Origin of the sequence: Sphingobacterium lumbrici (assembly GCF_006476045.1) — a bacterium.
GTDB classification, from domain to species: Bacteria; Bacteroidota; Bacteroidia; order Sphingobacteriales; family Sphingobacteriaceae; genus Sphingobacterium; species Sphingobacterium lumbrici.
Genome location: NZ_SRZY01000028.1, coordinates 46394 through 62344 on the forward strand (window position 1 = coordinate 46394; position 15951 = coordinate 62344).

Annotated in this window: 16 protein-coding genes; 10 read left to right on the forward strand and 6 right to left on the reverse strand. The window is 39.5% G+C overall.

Features of this window, described 5'->3' with window-relative positions; genetic code table 11:
* The first annotated feature begins 58 nt into the window (after positions 1-58).
* Together E4F24_RS09835 and E4F24_RS09840 are read left to right on the forward strand one after the other, a co-directional pair.
* A complete protein-coding gene (locus E4F24_RS09835; protein WP_140938530.1) occupies positions 59-883 on the forward strand; it encodes an energy transducer TonB in 825 nt (274 codons plus the stop codon).
* Positions 884-889: 6 nt separating this feature from the next.
* Complete coding sequence (locus E4F24_RS09840) at positions 890-2185, forward strand: bifunctional folylpolyglutamate synthase/dihydrofolate synthase (protein WP_140938531.1); 1296 nt, start codon at positions 890-892, stop codon at positions 2183-2185.
* Between the two features lie 53 nt (positions 2186-2238).
* Here E4F24_RS09840 and E4F24_RS09845 read toward each other — a convergent pair whose 3' ends face one another.
* From E4F24_RS09845 to E4F24_RS09860, 4 genes are all read right to left on the reverse strand, one after another.
* Positions 2239-3261, reverse strand: a complete 1023-nt coding sequence (locus E4F24_RS09845) for an asparaginase (RefSeq protein WP_140938532.1) — start codon at positions 3259-3261, stop codon at positions 2239-2241.
* Between the two features lie 3 nt (positions 3262-3264).
* Entirely contained in the window at positions 3265-4044 is a 780-nt protein-coding gene (locus tag E4F24_RS09850; RefSeq protein ID WP_140938533.1) for a TatD family hydrolase, read from the reverse strand.
* A 444-nt stretch (positions 4045-4488) separates the two neighbouring features.
* Complete coding sequence (locus tag E4F24_RS09855; RefSeq protein ID WP_181182431.1) at positions 4489-4833, reverse strand: hypothetical protein; 345 nt, start codon at positions 4831-4833, stop codon at positions 4489-4491.
* Between the two features lie 8 nt (positions 4834-4841).
* Complete coding sequence (locus E4F24_RS09860) at positions 4842-5888, reverse strand: 3-oxoacyl-ACP synthase III family protein (RefSeq protein ID WP_140938535.1); 1047 nt, start codon at positions 5886-5888, stop codon at positions 4842-4844.
* A gap of 74 nt (positions 5889-5962) precedes the next feature.
* On the opposite strand from E4F24_RS09860, the gene E4F24_RS09865 reads away from it, so the two are divergent.
* The 3 genes from E4F24_RS09865 (at position 5963) to E4F24_RS09875 (ending at position 9835) form a co-directional block, all read left to right on the forward strand.
* Entirely contained in the window at positions 5963-6244 is a 282-nt protein-coding gene (locus E4F24_RS09865) for an ATP-dependent Clp protease adaptor ClpS (protein ID WP_140938536.1), read from the forward strand.
* Positions 6245-6340: 96 nt separating this feature from the next.
* A complete protein-coding gene (locus tag E4F24_RS09870; RefSeq protein ID WP_140938537.1) occupies positions 6341-8830 on the forward strand; it encodes a TonB-dependent receptor in 2490 nt (829 codons plus the stop codon).
* A gap of 192 nt (positions 8831-9022) precedes the next feature.
* A complete protein-coding gene (locus E4F24_RS09875) occupies positions 9023-9835 on the forward strand; it encodes a 3-keto-disaccharide hydrolase (RefSeq protein ID WP_140938538.1) in 813 nt (270 codons plus the stop codon).
* Positions 9836-9873: 38 nt separating this feature from the next.
* Here the strand turns inward: E4F24_RS09875 and E4F24_RS09880 are convergent, their stop codons facing one another.
* Positions 9874-10575: a YjjG family noncanonical pyrimidine nucleotidase gene (locus E4F24_RS09880; RefSeq protein ID WP_140938539.1), complete on the reverse strand. Its 702-nt coding sequence runs from the start codon at positions 10573-10575 to the stop codon at positions 9874-9876.
* 118 nt (positions 10576-10693) lie between these two features.
* Between E4F24_RS09880 and E4F24_RS09885 the strand changes: the two genes are divergently transcribed.
* The 5 genes from E4F24_RS09885 (at position 10694) to E4F24_RS09905 (ending at position 14466) form a co-directional block, all read left to right on the forward strand.
* A complete protein-coding gene (locus E4F24_RS09885) occupies positions 10694-11569 on the forward strand; it encodes a sensor histidine kinase (protein WP_140938726.1) in 876 nt (291 codons plus the stop codon).
* Complete coding sequence (locus E4F24_RS09890) at positions 11559-12281, forward strand: response regulator transcription factor (protein ID WP_140938540.1); 723 nt, start codon at positions 11559-11561, stop codon at positions 12279-12281. The genes E4F24_RS09885 and E4F24_RS09890 overlap by 11 nt, the downstream gene beginning before the upstream one ends.
* Position 12282: 1 nt before the next feature.
* Entirely contained in the window at positions 12283-12798 is a 516-nt protein-coding gene (locus tag E4F24_RS09895) for a hypothetical protein (protein WP_140938541.1), read from the forward strand.
* On the forward strand, positions 12798-13832 hold the full coding sequence (gene hemE / locus E4F24_RS09900; protein WP_140938542.1) for a uroporphyrinogen decarboxylase: 1035 nt from the start codon (positions 12798-12800) through the stop codon (positions 13830-13832). Before E4F24_RS09895 ends, hemE begins: the two co-directional genes overlap by 1 nt.
* Positions 13833-13914: 82 nt before the next feature.
* Complete coding sequence (locus E4F24_RS09905; RefSeq protein WP_140938543.1) at positions 13915-14466, forward strand: CopD family protein; 552 nt, start codon at positions 13915-13917, stop codon at positions 14464-14466.
* Positions 14467-14483: 17 nt separating this feature from the next.
* On the opposite strand, the gene E4F24_RS09910 is transcribed toward E4F24_RS09905, so the two are convergent.
* On the reverse strand, positions 14484-15929 hold the full coding sequence (locus tag E4F24_RS09910; RefSeq protein WP_140938544.1) for an NAD-dependent succinate-semialdehyde dehydrogenase: 1446 nt from the start codon (positions 15927-15929) through the stop codon (positions 14484-14486).
* Positions 15930-15951: the final 22 nt, after the last annotated feature.

Here is a 15951-nt window from a genome sequence, read left to right on the forward strand (position 1 = left end):
GGTAGACCTGTATTAAACTTAATAAAGAATTACAGGTCATACTCAAAAATAGAAGTGTATGTATTATCATCTTAAAGAAGAAAATAATATGCCAAAGGCGTTGGGCTATTCGTCCCTCGTCATGGTTATATTAGTCGTTATTGGCTTCTTTATTGTGTTTGGTCAAAACAATTTGCCTGAATATGGTATGGGAGGTATTATTGTGAACTATGGTACTGCCGAAGAGGGAATGGGAGATGACTACATGTCGATCGAAGAGCCATCTATGGACGAGAATGCAAACAATGTGAAACCGGATAAAATAAATCCGGCAGAAACACCTATTCCTACACCTACGCAGCAAACAGCAGATAAAGTGGTGGCCACTCAAGATATGGATGATGCCCCGGCTGTTACAAAAGCTGAAAAACCAGTAAAAACAACCGCTGTCGAGACCACGGTCGAAAAGAAAAATAGTACCCCGGCCGTGAATACGAATGCGTTGTATAAAGGTAAAAAAAATAACGCTTCAGGATCCGGAGATGGTACAGGAACGACACCCGGAAATCAAGGTTCCGAATTAGGCGACCCGTTGGCTAGTAACTATGGTGAAGGTGGTTCCGGTTTTGGAAATGAGCCACTTTCATTAAATAGTAGACACTGGGCCGTACGACCGAATATAAAAGATGAAGGACAGTTTAGTGGTGTTGTTGTATCCGAGTTGACGATCGATAAGAACGGAAACGTTATCAGTGTACGATCAGGGTTAAAAGGGACGACGTATGCGTCTTCAACGGTCAATGAAATGTTGAACAGAGAGTTGCGGAAGGGAAAGTTTAATGCTATCCCGAATGCACCGGATCGACGAACCGTTCAGATCCGGATAGAATTCAAACTTAGATAGTTACTTATGAATACCTATACAGAAGCAATCGAGTACTTATATAGTCGATTGCCTGTGTTTACGCGTGATGGTGCTTCCGCTTATAAAAAAGATTTGGATCGTACACTGGAATTGTGTGCCGCTTTGGATAATCCGCAACATAAATTTAAAACCATTCACGTAGGAGGAACGAATGGAAAAGGCTCTTCTTCTCACATGCTAGCCGCTATTTTGTCATCTGCGGGATACAAAACGGGATTATATACTTCCCCCCATTTAGTTGATTTCCGGGAACGCGTGCGGATTAACGGCGAAATGATATCTGAACAATTTGTCGTTGATTACGTAAATACGCAGAGAGATCTGATAGAGGCTGTAAAGCCTTCTTTTTTTGAAGCGACAGTTGCTATGGCATTCGACTATTTTGCCCAAGAAAGAGTCGATATCGCTATTATTGAAGTGGGATTGGGAGGTAGATTGGATAGTACAAATATTATCTCTCCCGAAGTTGCCTTAATTACCAATATCGGAATGGATCACATGAACCTACTTGGTGATACCATTCAGGAGATTGCGCATGAGAAGGCTGGTATCATCAAAGCAAATACACCTATTGTTATTTCCGAATTTGATCCGTTGACAGCTCCGGTATTTGAAGCTAAAGCAGAGGAACTCGAGGCTCCACTAATATTTGCAGATCAGGTTTACAAGGCTGAAAGAACATCCAAAGAGTATAATTATCAGTCTATACACATCACTGGTCCTGCCATGAGCAATACAATAAAGCTAGACTTAACCGGCTCTTATCAATTGAAGAATATTGTTGGGGTATTGGCCATTGTAGACCAAATCCGTAAAATCGGATTCGATGTTGCTATAGATGCCATAGAAACAGGATTAGCGAATGTACAGCGGCTTACCGGATTTCAAGGCCGTTGGCAAACCATTTCGATAGATCCCTTAATAATCTGTGATACCGGGCATAATGAAGATGGTATCCGAGAGGTTGTTAAAAATTTGCAGGAAGTCTCTTACAGAAAATTACATGTCGTAATTGGTGCAATGAAAGACAAGGATTTGGATCATATGCTTCCTTTTTTACCCAAAGATGCTATCTATTATTTTTCGAATCCAGATATGCCCCGTGCAATGACAGCTGAGGAATTGCAGGAAAAGGCCGCGAATTACGGATTATTGGGTAAATCGTTAGGTTCTGTACATCATGCATTGGAAGTGGCGAAGGGCGCCTTTCAACGCGGTGATCTTATATTCGTAGGAGGGAGTAATTTTGTTGTTGCTGAGGTGTTGCAATCATTAACGTAATTTGGCTTTGTTGCGTATTCGCTGATTTGCGTATTCGCGCATCAGCAAATTAGTTAATCATTTACGGTTAATTCTCCTCTGATGTCTTTTTGCATCCAATAAGCTACTTCTTGTTGGTCGGCGAGTTCCCCCTGTAGGTACATTAGTTTGGTTACCGCGGCTTCAAAAGTCATATCGTAGCCATTCAGTACGCCTATTGCTTTAAGTCCTTGGGATGTCTCGTACCTACCTAATTCCACAGATCCTACTTTACATTGTGAGATGTCTACAATGTTTTTACCTTGTTTGATACATCCCTCTAATAAATCTAAAAACCAAGTGTCCGTCATCGTGTTTCCGGAGCCAAAAGTCTCCATCACGATCCCTCTTACATCTGAATTCAAAACGGCTTCAACAGTGATTTTACTGATTCCCGGGAATAGTTTAAGGACTGCTACACGATTGTCGAGCTGGGTATGTAAGATAAATTCTTTGTTACTGTTATTTAACAAGGCATCCTCGTTATATTTCAGGTGAATGCCGGCTTCTACAAGTACCGGATAGTTGGGTGACCGGAAAGCCTCAAATTTTGCCGAATTATACTTGAAGGAGCGATTACCCCGATACAATTTATTGTCAAATAAAATACATACTTCCTGGATAATGGATCGGCCGTCTCTTTTTGCGGAAGCAATTTCTAAAGCCGCCATCAAATTTTCCCGTGCATCTGTACGGATCTCACCAATAGGTAATTGTGAACCGGAAAATACCACAGGCTTTTGCAACCCTTCCAGCATAAAACTCAACATAGATGCTGAAAATGCCATAGTATCCGAGCCATGGAGTATGACAAATCCATCATAACTGTCGTAATTATCCTTGATTAATTGTGCCATTTCCAACCAAATGGATGGATTCATATTCGATGAATCGATGATAGGATTAAAGGGGTGTACAGTGAGTTTATAGTTAAGACGGCTTAGGTCAGGTAGGTTGTTGGCTATGAGCTCAAAATCAAAGGGAACAAAAGAGCCGGTTTTTGGATCTTGTACCATTCCGATAGTTCCTCCGGTGTATATTATAAAAATGTTGTTCATCTGTTAGATTCCAAAAATTTTTTTTGAATTGTTAGTCGTAATTTCTGCTAATTTTTCAATGCTTATTTGATGTAGATCAGCGACTTTTTCGGCTATATAATATAAATATGCGCTTTCATTTTCTTTTCCTCTGAACGGAACAGGAGCGAGATAGGGTGTGTCTGTTTCTAAGACAATATGCTTGAGATCGATTTCTTTTACAATATGGTCCAGCCCTGCTTTTTTATATGTAACCACGCCTCCGATACCTAATGTAAAACCCAGATCAATAGCACGATGAGCTTGTTCCAGATTTCCTGTGAAACAGTGAAAAATTCCGAACAGCTTATCGTCCTTTAGCTCATCCAGCAGTTCAAATATTTCATCAAAAGCCTCCCTGCAGTGAATATCAATCGGCAGCCCAAGTTCTTTAGCCCATTTTACCTGTGTACGAAAGGCATCCTTCTGTATATCTAGCGTGCTCTTATCCCAATAAAGATCTAACCCAATTTCACCAATAGCGTATATCTTATGATTACCGATTGCGTTCTCGATAACATTTAATTCGGCCTTATAGTTAGCCTTTACGCTACATGGGTGTAGGCCTAACATGGCAAAACAATTTTCGGGATAAGCTGATACCGTATCAAATACCGGTTGAATAGATTTACTGTCTACATTGGGAAGAAAAAGGCGGGTAATGTTTTTATCAAAGCAGTTCTTCAATTGTACATCCAAATGCGCCGAATTTGCATGATAGTAAATATGGGTATGGGTATCGGTAAGTTGGTATATAGGTGTCATTATATTTTGTTTGCGCCCTTCAAAAATAGTGTTTTGCATTATAACGACCTAATTCGGTACAAAAAAAGCGATTCCACTAACGGAATCATTTTTTTATTTGAATATTGTTAAATCAAATTGATTATCAGTATAAATCCATTAATGTAATTTAGCAACTCATGGCGGATATCCTTGACCGCGACCTGCTCAGTCTTTTAGACCAGCCCTTGCTTCTCAAACTCCAGGTAATAGCTAAATTAAGTATCGCTGAATCGACCCATCGTGCCTATGTGGACGAAGGAAAGCTGCAACCCATCTGGCTTGGTAAGATCGAATATTATTTTCCACGGGATCTGAACAAAATACCGTTGGCCTCAACGGGCAAACGTAGGAGCTAGTGCAACAAACGACATGTAGTACGTCCCGGACTACATGTCGTTTATGAAGAACTGCCCTTAGTTTTTTTCATACTGCCAGGAGTTTATTGCGTACTACCGTTAGTTTATTACTTACTACCGTTAGTTTATTACTTACTACTATGCGTATCCTGCATACTACAGGTAGTGTATTGGCTACTACATGTCGTTTATGAAATACTACCCTGAGTTTATTGCGTACTACCGTTAGTTTATTACCTACTACTATGCGTATCCTGCATACTGCAGGTAGTGTATTGGCTACTACATGTCGTTTATGAAATACTACCCTGAGTTTATTGCGTACTACCGTCAGTCTGTCACGAACTGTATGTCGTTTTTGGAGAATATGCCAGTAGCGATGTACAGCAGCTGCTGGATGATTTTGGTACAAAACATACTTTACCAACGAATTAAAGCCGAACCCCAGGTAAATCCAGCTCCAAAAGCCGCTAAACACACGAGATCACCTTTTTTGATGCGCCCCTGTTCCCATGCTTCGCACAAGGCAATAGGAACGGAGGCTGCGGTGGTGTTACCATACTTTTGGATATTGTTGAAGACTTTGTCGTCACTTAATTTTAATGTTTTTTGTACAAATTGAGAAATCCGCAAGTTCGCCTGATGCGGTATGAGCATATCAATATCTTCTGTACTTAAGTTGTTCTTGGCGAGGGCTTCGGCGATAACCTCAGGAAATTTGACCACAGCTTTCTTGAATACCGCTTGTCCGTCCATATAGGGAAAGGTGGTGCCATCGTCTAGCATTTCCTTGGTCATTAGCATTCCTCCTAATTCCTGATCCGGCCAATCGGGCTGGTTTTCTAACCATATACCACCAGATGCTCCGGGGTAATACATGGCTAATTTTTCCGCATCTGCACCATCGGAGTGGAGGTGTGTGCTCAATATTCCTCGACCTTCTTCAGTAGTCGGTTGAACCACGGCTGCACCTGCTCCGTCTCCAAATATCACAGATACATTGCGCCCGCGTGTGGAATAATCTAAAGCGAAGGAATGTTTTTCAGATCCTACTACAAGTACATTCTTATACATACCTGTTTTGACAAATTGATCGGCTATGGATAGTGCATAAATAAAGCCCGAACATTGATTACGAATGTCCAGCGCACCGACTTCTTTCATACCCATCTCGCGTTGCAATAATACGCCACAGCCTGGAAAATAGTAATCAGGAGAGAGTGTCGCGAATATAATGAAATCGATATCTTGGGCTGTAATATCGGCACGCTCAATAGCGATCTTTGCGGCTTCAATCCCCATTGTTGTCGTTGTTTCTCCGATACGGTCGGCATAACGTCGCTCCTGTATGCCTGTACGTTCTTGGATCCACTCGTCGCTTGTTTCCATAAAGCGGGTTAGATCGGTATTGGTATAGATGTTTTTGGGTACATAATACCCTACACCTGCTATTTGGGACTGAAACATAAGTTTATCTCGTAATTCGTAATCAATTGTAGGTAAAATTACGCTTTTTTTGAAAAATAAGTTATTTTTGCAGTATGAGTGTCGAAACCGTACAGGAAACCTTTACATTGGAAGAGATCTTAGCCTCTTTTAAAGAGTCCAATAGATTGATCTTATGGAATGATGAAACCAATACATTTGACCATGTTATTTATTGCCTTATGCACCATCTGCAATATACGGAAACAGAATCCGAACGTATTGCCTGGAAAGTACACAATGAAGGGAAATGTGCGATATTGGAGGGGTCGTTTACAGAGATGGAGATTTACCGAAAAATCCTCAAAGCAGAAGGCCTTACTGTTTCCGTAGAGTAGATATCGCTTTTTTTCTTACGCGTAATATTGCAGTTACGTTATCTGTTCCTATTACAAAAATGATCACATTTGTAATAGGAGGAGCTAGTATATAATATGCGAAATAGACTTTTATTTATTTTATTAATTGTTATTCCGACAATTTCATTTGCACAAAAGAGACAACTTAAAGCGGTAGTTATAAATGCTGAAACTAACGAACCTATTGTAGGTGCCAGTGTAGCTCTCTTGAGTCAATCCTCAAAAGCTTATATTCGAGGTCAACAGACTCGCGTCGGTGGTAAATTGAACTTTGATGATATAGGTTCTGGTATATATGCGTTACACATTACGTATGTTGGATTAAAAGACTATATGTATGAAAATATAGTAATCACAAATGCTTCAGCCTCCATTGATCTGGGAACATTGAATATGCTGGCTGAAGGAGAAAGGCTGGAAGAGGTGATCGTGCAGGGCAGGATACCAGAATTGCGGTTGGATATCGATAAAAAAGTATTTGATGCTACACAGAGTATGGTCAGTACCGGAGGCTCAGCGTCGGATTTACTGGCAAATGTACCCACATTACAAGTTGATATGGACGGCTCTGTCTCGTTAAGAGGATCGGGTTCAGTACGTATCTTAATCGATGGTAAAGAGTCTGCGATGGCGGGAAGTGATGTAGGCAAACTTTTGCAATCTCTGCCAGCTGATGCGGTTTCGAAAGTAGAGATTATTACAAATCCTTCGGCCAAGTACGATGCCGAGGGACAAGCGGGGATTATAAATATTGTCCTCAAAAAGAATATACGTGCCGGATTAAATGGTGCTGTTAACGCCTCTGTCGGTAATTATGAGAATTACAGTGCCGGCGTTATATTAAATTATAGAGATGATAAATTTAATTATTTTGGTAGCTATAATTTTAGACACGGTAAAAATGTGGGGGAAGGATTTGTTCGCAATGTGCAGTTAATCGATGGTACGCAATTGGGTACGAGTGAAGTGACAAATACCGAGATGGAGAGTTTTAGAAAAAGCATAAATAACTCCTTCCGCCTAGGAGCGGATTATTATCCTACTGAAAAAGCGACACTAAGTTTGGGCGCGAATATAAGTGTTCGTGATAATAGTAGGGGAGAAGATATGCAATATAGGTATATTAACCAACCTGATTGGGGAACGCGTAGTGACCGGACATCGCGGCAATACGAACAAGATTTTGGTTACGATATTACTTTTGATTTCAAACAGCGTCTGAAGCGCGAAGGAGAGGAGATCACAGCTAATGTGACTTCCGGAAATGACGAAGAAGAGGGTACGAATAGCTTTTTTCAAACCTTTGATAATGGGCGTACACCGAGAGAGCGGAAAAATATTGCCGGAGAAACAGGTCAAAATTGGAATTTTCGGTTGGATTATCTGTTGCCGTTAGGAGAAAATCATAAGTTTGAAGCAGGGTATCGGACGATTTTGCGTAATTCTAGCGAAAGCCAATATTCTGATACATTAATATCTGACAATGTTTTTGGTCCTGATTATAACGTTAGCAATGATTTTGAAATGAAGAGTGGGGTTCATTCTCTATACGCAAATTACCAACGCATGTTGACAAATCGCATAGGCATGCAAGTCGGGTTACGTGCCGAAGATGCGTATTTAAATACAACTATCGTTAGTATGAATGAGGATCTTTCTGAAAGTGATCGTATTGGAAGGGGTAAGCTGGATTATTTTAGGTTATATCCTAGTGCCTTTCTTACGTATGATGTAAACGGTGACGGGGATAAGGTACAGGTAAGTTATACAAGACGTGTACAGCGTCCGAGAGGGTGGCAAGTTAATCCCTTTGTAAATTTATCTGATGAAATGAATTACAGACAAGGGAATCCTAATCTGATGCCTGAAGATATTCATTCGTTCGAGTTAAGCTTTGCAAAGGTTTATGAGAAATGGAATTTTATTAGTTCTGCATATTTTCGCCGCATAAATGATATGACGCAACCTTTTCAGTTTGGGGAAGATGATCTTGTCGCTAAAGAATACCTGGCAACGAACAGAAATGCAACATTTAGTCGATGGGAAAATGTGGGCAGCCGTAATAGTAGTGGTGTAGAGTTAATTGCAAAAGTAAATTTATTAAAATGGTGGGATGCTACCGGAAATGTGAATATGTTTTACAGTAAGGTAACTCCTTATAGCGCTTTTAGTGTTTCATCCGTTGACGCACTTGGTTTGAATGGCAATTTGATGACAAATGTGAAGTTTGCGTCTGCAACATCTATGCAGATAAAAGGTGATTATCGTGCGCCAATGAATACATTGCAAGGGAAAATGAAATCGATGTCGAGTTTAGATCTGGCATTAAGTCAGGATGTGCTTAAAGGAAAAGGTACTGTTATGTTTAACGTAAGGGATGTTTTCGATACAAGAAGATTTGGAAGCGAAAGTTATTTGCCAACAAGAACTATAGATCAGATCATGCGTTGGTCAAAACGGACTTTTAATCTCTCATTTTCGTATCGATTTGGCATTCAGGATTTAAATAGAAATAAGAAAAATGATTATGAGATGCCGGGAGATGATATGGGAGGAGAATATTAACTTTAGTTTGTTAATGTAATATTAATCCAAATTTCATTTGAAATTTGGATTTTCTTTTTGCTATCTTTATTTTATATCTAAAAACATGATAAAACAACTCACGAAAGATCCATTGCCATTAAACTTAACAAAGCGATCTCATGGATGTCGCTAAATAAGAAAAAAAACAGATCAATAACACAAATTATACGAATGAAAAAAACTTCTATTTTAACCTGTGTATTAGTGGGGGCTCTTTCGATTGGAGCCTGTAAAGCACAAAAAAAAGCGGATGCCGTGGAAAATAAAATAAGCTACGAATTACTGGATCTTCCAAACGTAAATATTAAAGATTTTAAAAAAAATGCAGACGGTGCGTATGTGATATTCGATGGATCTTCGCTAGAGGGGTGGAGGGGATACGGCAAAGACCATATTCCCAATAAATGGAGCTTGGATAATGGTACATTAAAATTTTCAAAAGCACCTAGTATCAGTTCTCCTGAGGGAGGTGATTTGATTTTTGCACATGATTTCAAAGATTTCGAATTGGAATTTGAGTGGAAAATATCTGAAGGCGGTAATTCAGGTGTATTCTTTTTGGCAAAAGAAATAAAAGGCCAACCGATTTATATTTCGAGTCCTGAATTTCAGTTGCTGGATAATGAAAGACATCCTGACGCAAAGTTAGGTGTGGATAACAATCGAAAATCAGCATCGCTTTATGATATGATCCCTGCAAAACCGCAAAATGCAAATCCTGCCGGCGAATGGAATAGTTCGAAAATAGTTGTGAAGAAAGGTAAGGTTTCTCACTACCAAAATGGTGTAAATGTGGTAGAATACGAGCTTTGGACACCAGCTTGGACAGCATTGTTGCAAGCAAGTAAATTTAGTAAAGAAAAATGGCCATTAGCCTTTGAATTGTTAAATAACGTGGGTGGCAAATCGAAGTCTGGTGTAATTGGGTTTCAAGATCACGGAGATGATGTGTGGTTAAGAAATATCACCGTAAAGGTTTTCTGATTTTATCTTCCTCATTCATGGAAAGAATTGCAGACTTTTTAAAAAATTGTCTGCAATTCTTTAAGACTATGTACCATCAATGGGATGTCATCCGGTTTGTTAGCACGGACAGGGTTAAAGAAAATGGCATCCATTCCGTAATTAAGTGCTCCCCTTACATCGGCATCAAGACTGTCTCCAATCATAATAGCATCTTCTTTTCGTGTTTGGCCATTGCTGATGGCATATTCGAAAATGCGCGGATCTGGCTTATTGATTCCGAAGATTTCCGAAATAACTATAGTTTTAAAATAGGAGCTTAGTTTGCTGTGCACCAGCTTTTTCTCGCAGGCTTCTTTAAATCCATTGGATATAAGGTGTAAGTTGTATTTGCTTTGCAAATACGTTAAGGTTTCGTGTGCGTGGGGAAATAGGTTGGTTTTCGTCGGACATATTTCCAGGTATTCATTTTCAAAATCCTTAGGGAACAACTCGGGTGCTACTCCCAATTGGGAAAAAGTATCTGCGAAACGTGATTTGCGTAAAGTAGATTTATCAATTTTACCATGGTGATACAATGCCCATAGCCTGTGGTTATTCTCCGTATATATTTCAATAAAAAAATCCGGATTTTGCTGATTGAACAGATTTGGGAATTGGTATTTAAAATATAAATCGTGCAACGTTTCCTTCGCATTCTTGTCAAAATCCCAAATGGTATGATCTAAATCAAAGAAGATATCTTTTTTTGCTTTAAACATATACAAACTTAAGTAATTGCTTTAAATGTGAAGATGATTTTCTTATTAGTGTCATAAAATGCGAGCTATTTTAGAATGAGATGGTATTTAAGTATTTTTGTCTATGTTGATAATCAGGATGAAAAAGGCGTTGTTTTTATTTTATTTTCTTGTTTTTTACGCGTCTGCCCAGCTAATATGGTGGGGGTATATGTTGATTAATTTTGAGCCTGAACGCAAGGGGATGATTTTTGGAGAAGGGATGATCTTTATGTTTATTTTCATCTGGGGAGCTTTGCGCTTAAAAAGGCAGTTTAAAGAGGAATATAGAACGCATCAGCAGCAGCAAAATTTTTTATTAGCGGTGACACATGAATTGAAATCACCTCTGGCATCTGTTAAATTGTATTTGCAGACGATACAGAAGCGGGATTTAGATCGAGAACAGCAACGGATGTTTCTTTCCAATTCGCTCAAAGATATTGAACGACTGGATTATCTGGTAGAGAATGTATTGTTGGCTACGAAATTGGAAAGCAGGAGCTTTTCTTTTCCCAAAGAAGATTTTAATATGTCCGAACTCGTGGCAGATGTGGTGGACAGGTTACAGAAGAATGCGTGTAAAACAGAGATTATCAAGCCGCATGTCGAACAAGATGTCATCTTGTATGCCGATAAGTTTGCGATAACAAATGTGGTTACTAACCTAATCGAAAATGCCATCAAATATTCGCCACCATGTGCCCATATTGAAGTTAACTTATTTCCGACAGAAAATTCGTTGATCTTTTCTGTATCGGATCACGGAATAGGTGTCTCTGATGAAGAGAAAAAGCTTATATTTAATAAATTTTATCGTGTTGGTAATGAATCGACACGTAAAACTAAAGGTACTGGTTTAGGGTTATACATAGTGAAAACAGTATTGCAAAAACATAATGCGTCCATTAAGGTCAAAGATAATCATCCTTCAGGAAGCATTTTTGAAGTAACATTTTACAATTATGCAAAGTAAGCAAAGAATATTATTAGTCGAAGATGAAGAGCACTTGCTGGAGGCTATCAAGTTAAATCTCGAATTGGAAGGTTATCGTGTTACGACTGCTACCGATGGAAAGAAGGCACTTAAGGTCTTTAAGGAAGAACGTTTCAACCTCGTTATTCTAGATGTGATGATTCCTGAAATTGATGGATTTCAAGTTGCGGAAACTATTCGTCTTCAGAATACGGAAGTTCCTATTATGTTTTTAACGGCGAAGAACAGTAGTGAGGATCGTATTACCGGTTTGAAAAAAGGGGCTGATGATTATCTTGTAAAACCGTTTAATCTGGAAGAACTCATCTTACGTGTAGGGAACTTGGTGCGCAGAGGTATGAAAGGTGATGATCTCAAAGAATTGAATTCCTATGCAATTGGAGATAAAACGATCTATTTTAACTCGTATGAATTGCATCAGGCAGATGGTGGTATTACTTCGTTGACGAAGAAAGAGACCATGTTGCTGAAGTTGTTAATTGAGCGACGTAATGAAGCGGTATCCCGGGAACAAATTTTAGAAACTGTATGGAACTATGATGTGTATCCGTCGACACGTACGATAGATAACTTTATTCTTACTTTTCGTAAATATTTTGAGCCCGATCAAAAGCATCCCATATATTTTCATTCTATTCGCGGTGTAGGTTATAAATTTACGGATAATCCAGAAGGACAGTCTCAGCAATAAGATGAATACAAGGTTTCGTTTTATACTGATTGCGATAGCCGTAATCTTACTGGCGTATGTTGTGGTGTCCGGGCATTATTACCTTTGTATATATCTATGCGGTTTTATTGGCTTTGTCATCTGGACACAATATCGAGACGGTACTGTTTTCTTGGCTACGCAAGCTTTCCACAGACAAGATTATGAAAAGACCAAGCGACTGTTGGAGGAAATAAAAAATCCGGATCATTTACGTAAAGGCCGCCGAAATTTTTACGAATTTATGTTGGGTAATATTGCGATGCACGAGGGGCGTATTGATGATGCAGAATATCATTTTCAACTCGCATCCCGATTGCCCTGGCGTAAGGATAACGAGAAAGGAATGGTATTAATCAACCTGGCTAATATCAATTTACATAAAAAAGAATATGAACGGGTGAATACATATTTGGACTTAACGGATAAATTGACATTGACCACCCGTCAGAAAGGTATAGTGGATAAAATTAGAAACGAAATAAATAAACATAGTTAGTGAGTACAACTTTACAAAACGATTTGTTAATTAGGGCTGCTTTATCGCAGCAAACAGAGCGACCTCCTGTATGGATGATGCGTCAGGCGGGAAGATTCATGCCGGAATATTGGGAAATTAAGAACAAGTATTCGTTCTTAGAAATGTGTAAGACACCCGAAATTGCGGCAGATGTAACGATGTTGCCTGTTGATCTTTTGGGTATTGATGCTGCCATTCTTTTTTCAGACATCTTAGTAACCGCTGAAGCAATGGGTGGAGACCTATCTTTCGAACAAGGTATAGGCCCGCGTTTTTCTAATCCTGTTCGATCTGCTGCAGACGTTGAAAGATTGTCTACGGATTGTTTGGATAAGTTACAATATGTTGCAGATGCCATCAAAGTGATTCAGCAACGTCTCAATGGGACTATTCCGCTGATCGGTTTTGCAGGTGCACCGTTTACGATCTTGAGCTATCTGGTAGAAGGTGGTTCGTCCAAAGATTTTAAGCTGACGAAACTGTTACTAAACAATGAACCTCAGTTAGCACATAAAATTCTGCAAAAAATTGCTGATGTGACTGTCGACTATCTGAATATGCAAATAACGGCCGGTGTAAACGCCGTTCAATTATTTGACAGTTGGGCGCTTGCTCTTTCATGGAATGATTATCAGGAATTTTCACATCAGTATAACAAATACATCCTTTCTAAAATTAACAGAACCGTTCCTGTCATATCATTTTGTAAAGGTTCTTCTGTCTTTGCACCTATCATGGCGGAAGCTAATCCGGATGTGATTTCGGTAGATTGGAATGCCGACTTGAAAAACATCAAAAAGGCACTCCCTGAAGGAATAGCTGTACAGGGTAATTTGGATCCGTTTGTATTGTATGCAGAAAAAAAGGTGATTAAGGATAAAATATTGCAACTTTTTGAACGCATGCGTGGCGAAAATGGGTTTATATTCAATTTGGGGCATGGTATCATGCCGGATATTCCATTTGATAACGTAAAATATGCGATAGAGGTGGTTAAAGAGTTCAGATACTAACATATAATATAACAAGGAAGGATTTAAGGAACAAGGATGAATTTTCTTGTTCCTTTTTAGTTTTTAATTTTTACTTTTAGCAATGCTTTATCTCTATGCCAAGGCCATACATATTATTTTCGTCATCTGTTGGATGGCAGGATTGTTTTATATGCCCAGGCTATTCGTCTATCATACAGAAGCAAAAGACCGACCGGGTAGTGAATATCAGGTCCTGCATAAGCAATTTAGCATAATGGAAAATAGACTGTGGTGGGTGATTACTACGCCGTCTATGTATATTACAGTGGTGTCGGCTTTATTGATGCTGTACATTAATCCGGGGCTATTGTCGATGGGTTGGATGCAAATGAAATTGTTGTTTGTCGGTGGGATGGTGTTTTATCATTTTAAAACCCAGCACATCATGTTTCAATTGCGGGACGAACGCTCGATCTGGACTTCGGCTAAGTTGAGAATGTGGAATGAAGTTTCTACCATACTTCTCTTTGCGATTGTTTTCGTTGTCGTCTTAAAATCGGCGTTGAATTGGATTTTTGGTGTACTGGGGCTATTAGGGTTGACGATCGTATTGATGCTGTTGGTGAAAGCCTATAAAATATATCGGAAAAACAAAGGGGAGAAAGTAGACTAAATTTTTCGCCTAATTATTTAGTGTTGGGTGGTTAGTTCTCCAAAACATAAATACTTTATCTCTAAATACTCATCTAGCCCATACTTAGCCCCTTCGCGACCTATTCCAGACTGCTTAATTCCTCCAAATGGTGCACTAGCGTTGGAAATGAGACCTACATTAATTCCAATCATGCCGGCTTCAATCTGTTCTGCTACACGGTGACAGCGGTGAATATTATCACTGTAGAAATAAGCTGCTAATCCAAAAGGGGTGTCATTTGCTAATCTGACGGCTTCCTCTTCTGTCTTGAATCTGAAAAGTGCGCATATAGGGCCGAATGTTTCTTCATCGGCTATTAAGCTATGATGTGCTACTTCAGAAAGTACTGTGGGTTCGAAGAAATTGCCCCCGATCTGTTTGCCTCCGGTTAATACTTTGGCACCCTTTTGTAGAGCGTCTTCTACGTGTTCTTTCACTTTATCCAATCCTTTTCTATTGATTAAAGGACCAACCTGCACCTCCTTGTCCAGCCCATTGCCCACCTTGAGGTTTGATACTGCAGATGCTAGTTTATTAGCGAAGGTTTCGTAAACTGTATCCTGAACATAGAATCGATTAACGGAGACACAGGTCTGTCCGGCATTTCTAAATTTACCGGCGATAGCGCCTTTTACTGCGTGGTCAATATCGGCATCATCAAATACGATAAAAGGAGCATTGCCGCCCAGCTCAAAAGAAACCCTTTTAATAGTGCTTGCTGCTTGTTCCATCAATGTCTGACCGACTTTGGTAGATCCTGTAAATGTTATTTTTCTTACCAGTGGATTCGTAGCCAATTCTTTTCCTATGTCACTACTGTTTTTTGATGTAATAATGTTGAAAACACCATCTGGTACGCCAGCATCGGCTGCTAGTTTTGCAAGTGCAATAGCGGTAAAGGGTGTCTGTGATGCCGGCTTTAGTACGATAGTGCATCCAGCCACGAGCGCCGGTGCAACTTTTCTGGTAATCATCGCTAATGGGAAGTTCCACGGTGTTATCGCTGCGACCACGCCAACCCCCTGTTTGATGGTACTCAAGCGTAATCCGTTTTTCAATGAAGGTATGGTTTCCCCATACGATCTTTTTCCTTCTTCAGCAAACCACTCGACAAAGGAGTTGCCGTAATCTACTTCGCCTAGAGATTCATTTAGTGGTTTTCCGCTTTCTAGTGTCATAATCTCTGCAAGCTCATTTTTATTTGCTCGTATCGCTTCATATAGCTTTCTTACGATTGCCGTCCGATCGCCAATTGACGTTTTTCTCCAGCTTTTCCATGCCTGATCTGCGGCATGTATGGCTGTTCGGCAATCAGCAGCGGACAAATTTGGAAGTTGGCCAACTAATTTATTGGTCGATGGATTAATAACATCAAACTTATGTGTAGCAGTGATAAATTTCCCATTTATATATGCTTTTTCAATAAGTAATGTGTTTTTCATAACTTTTTATTTTTGAAAACAG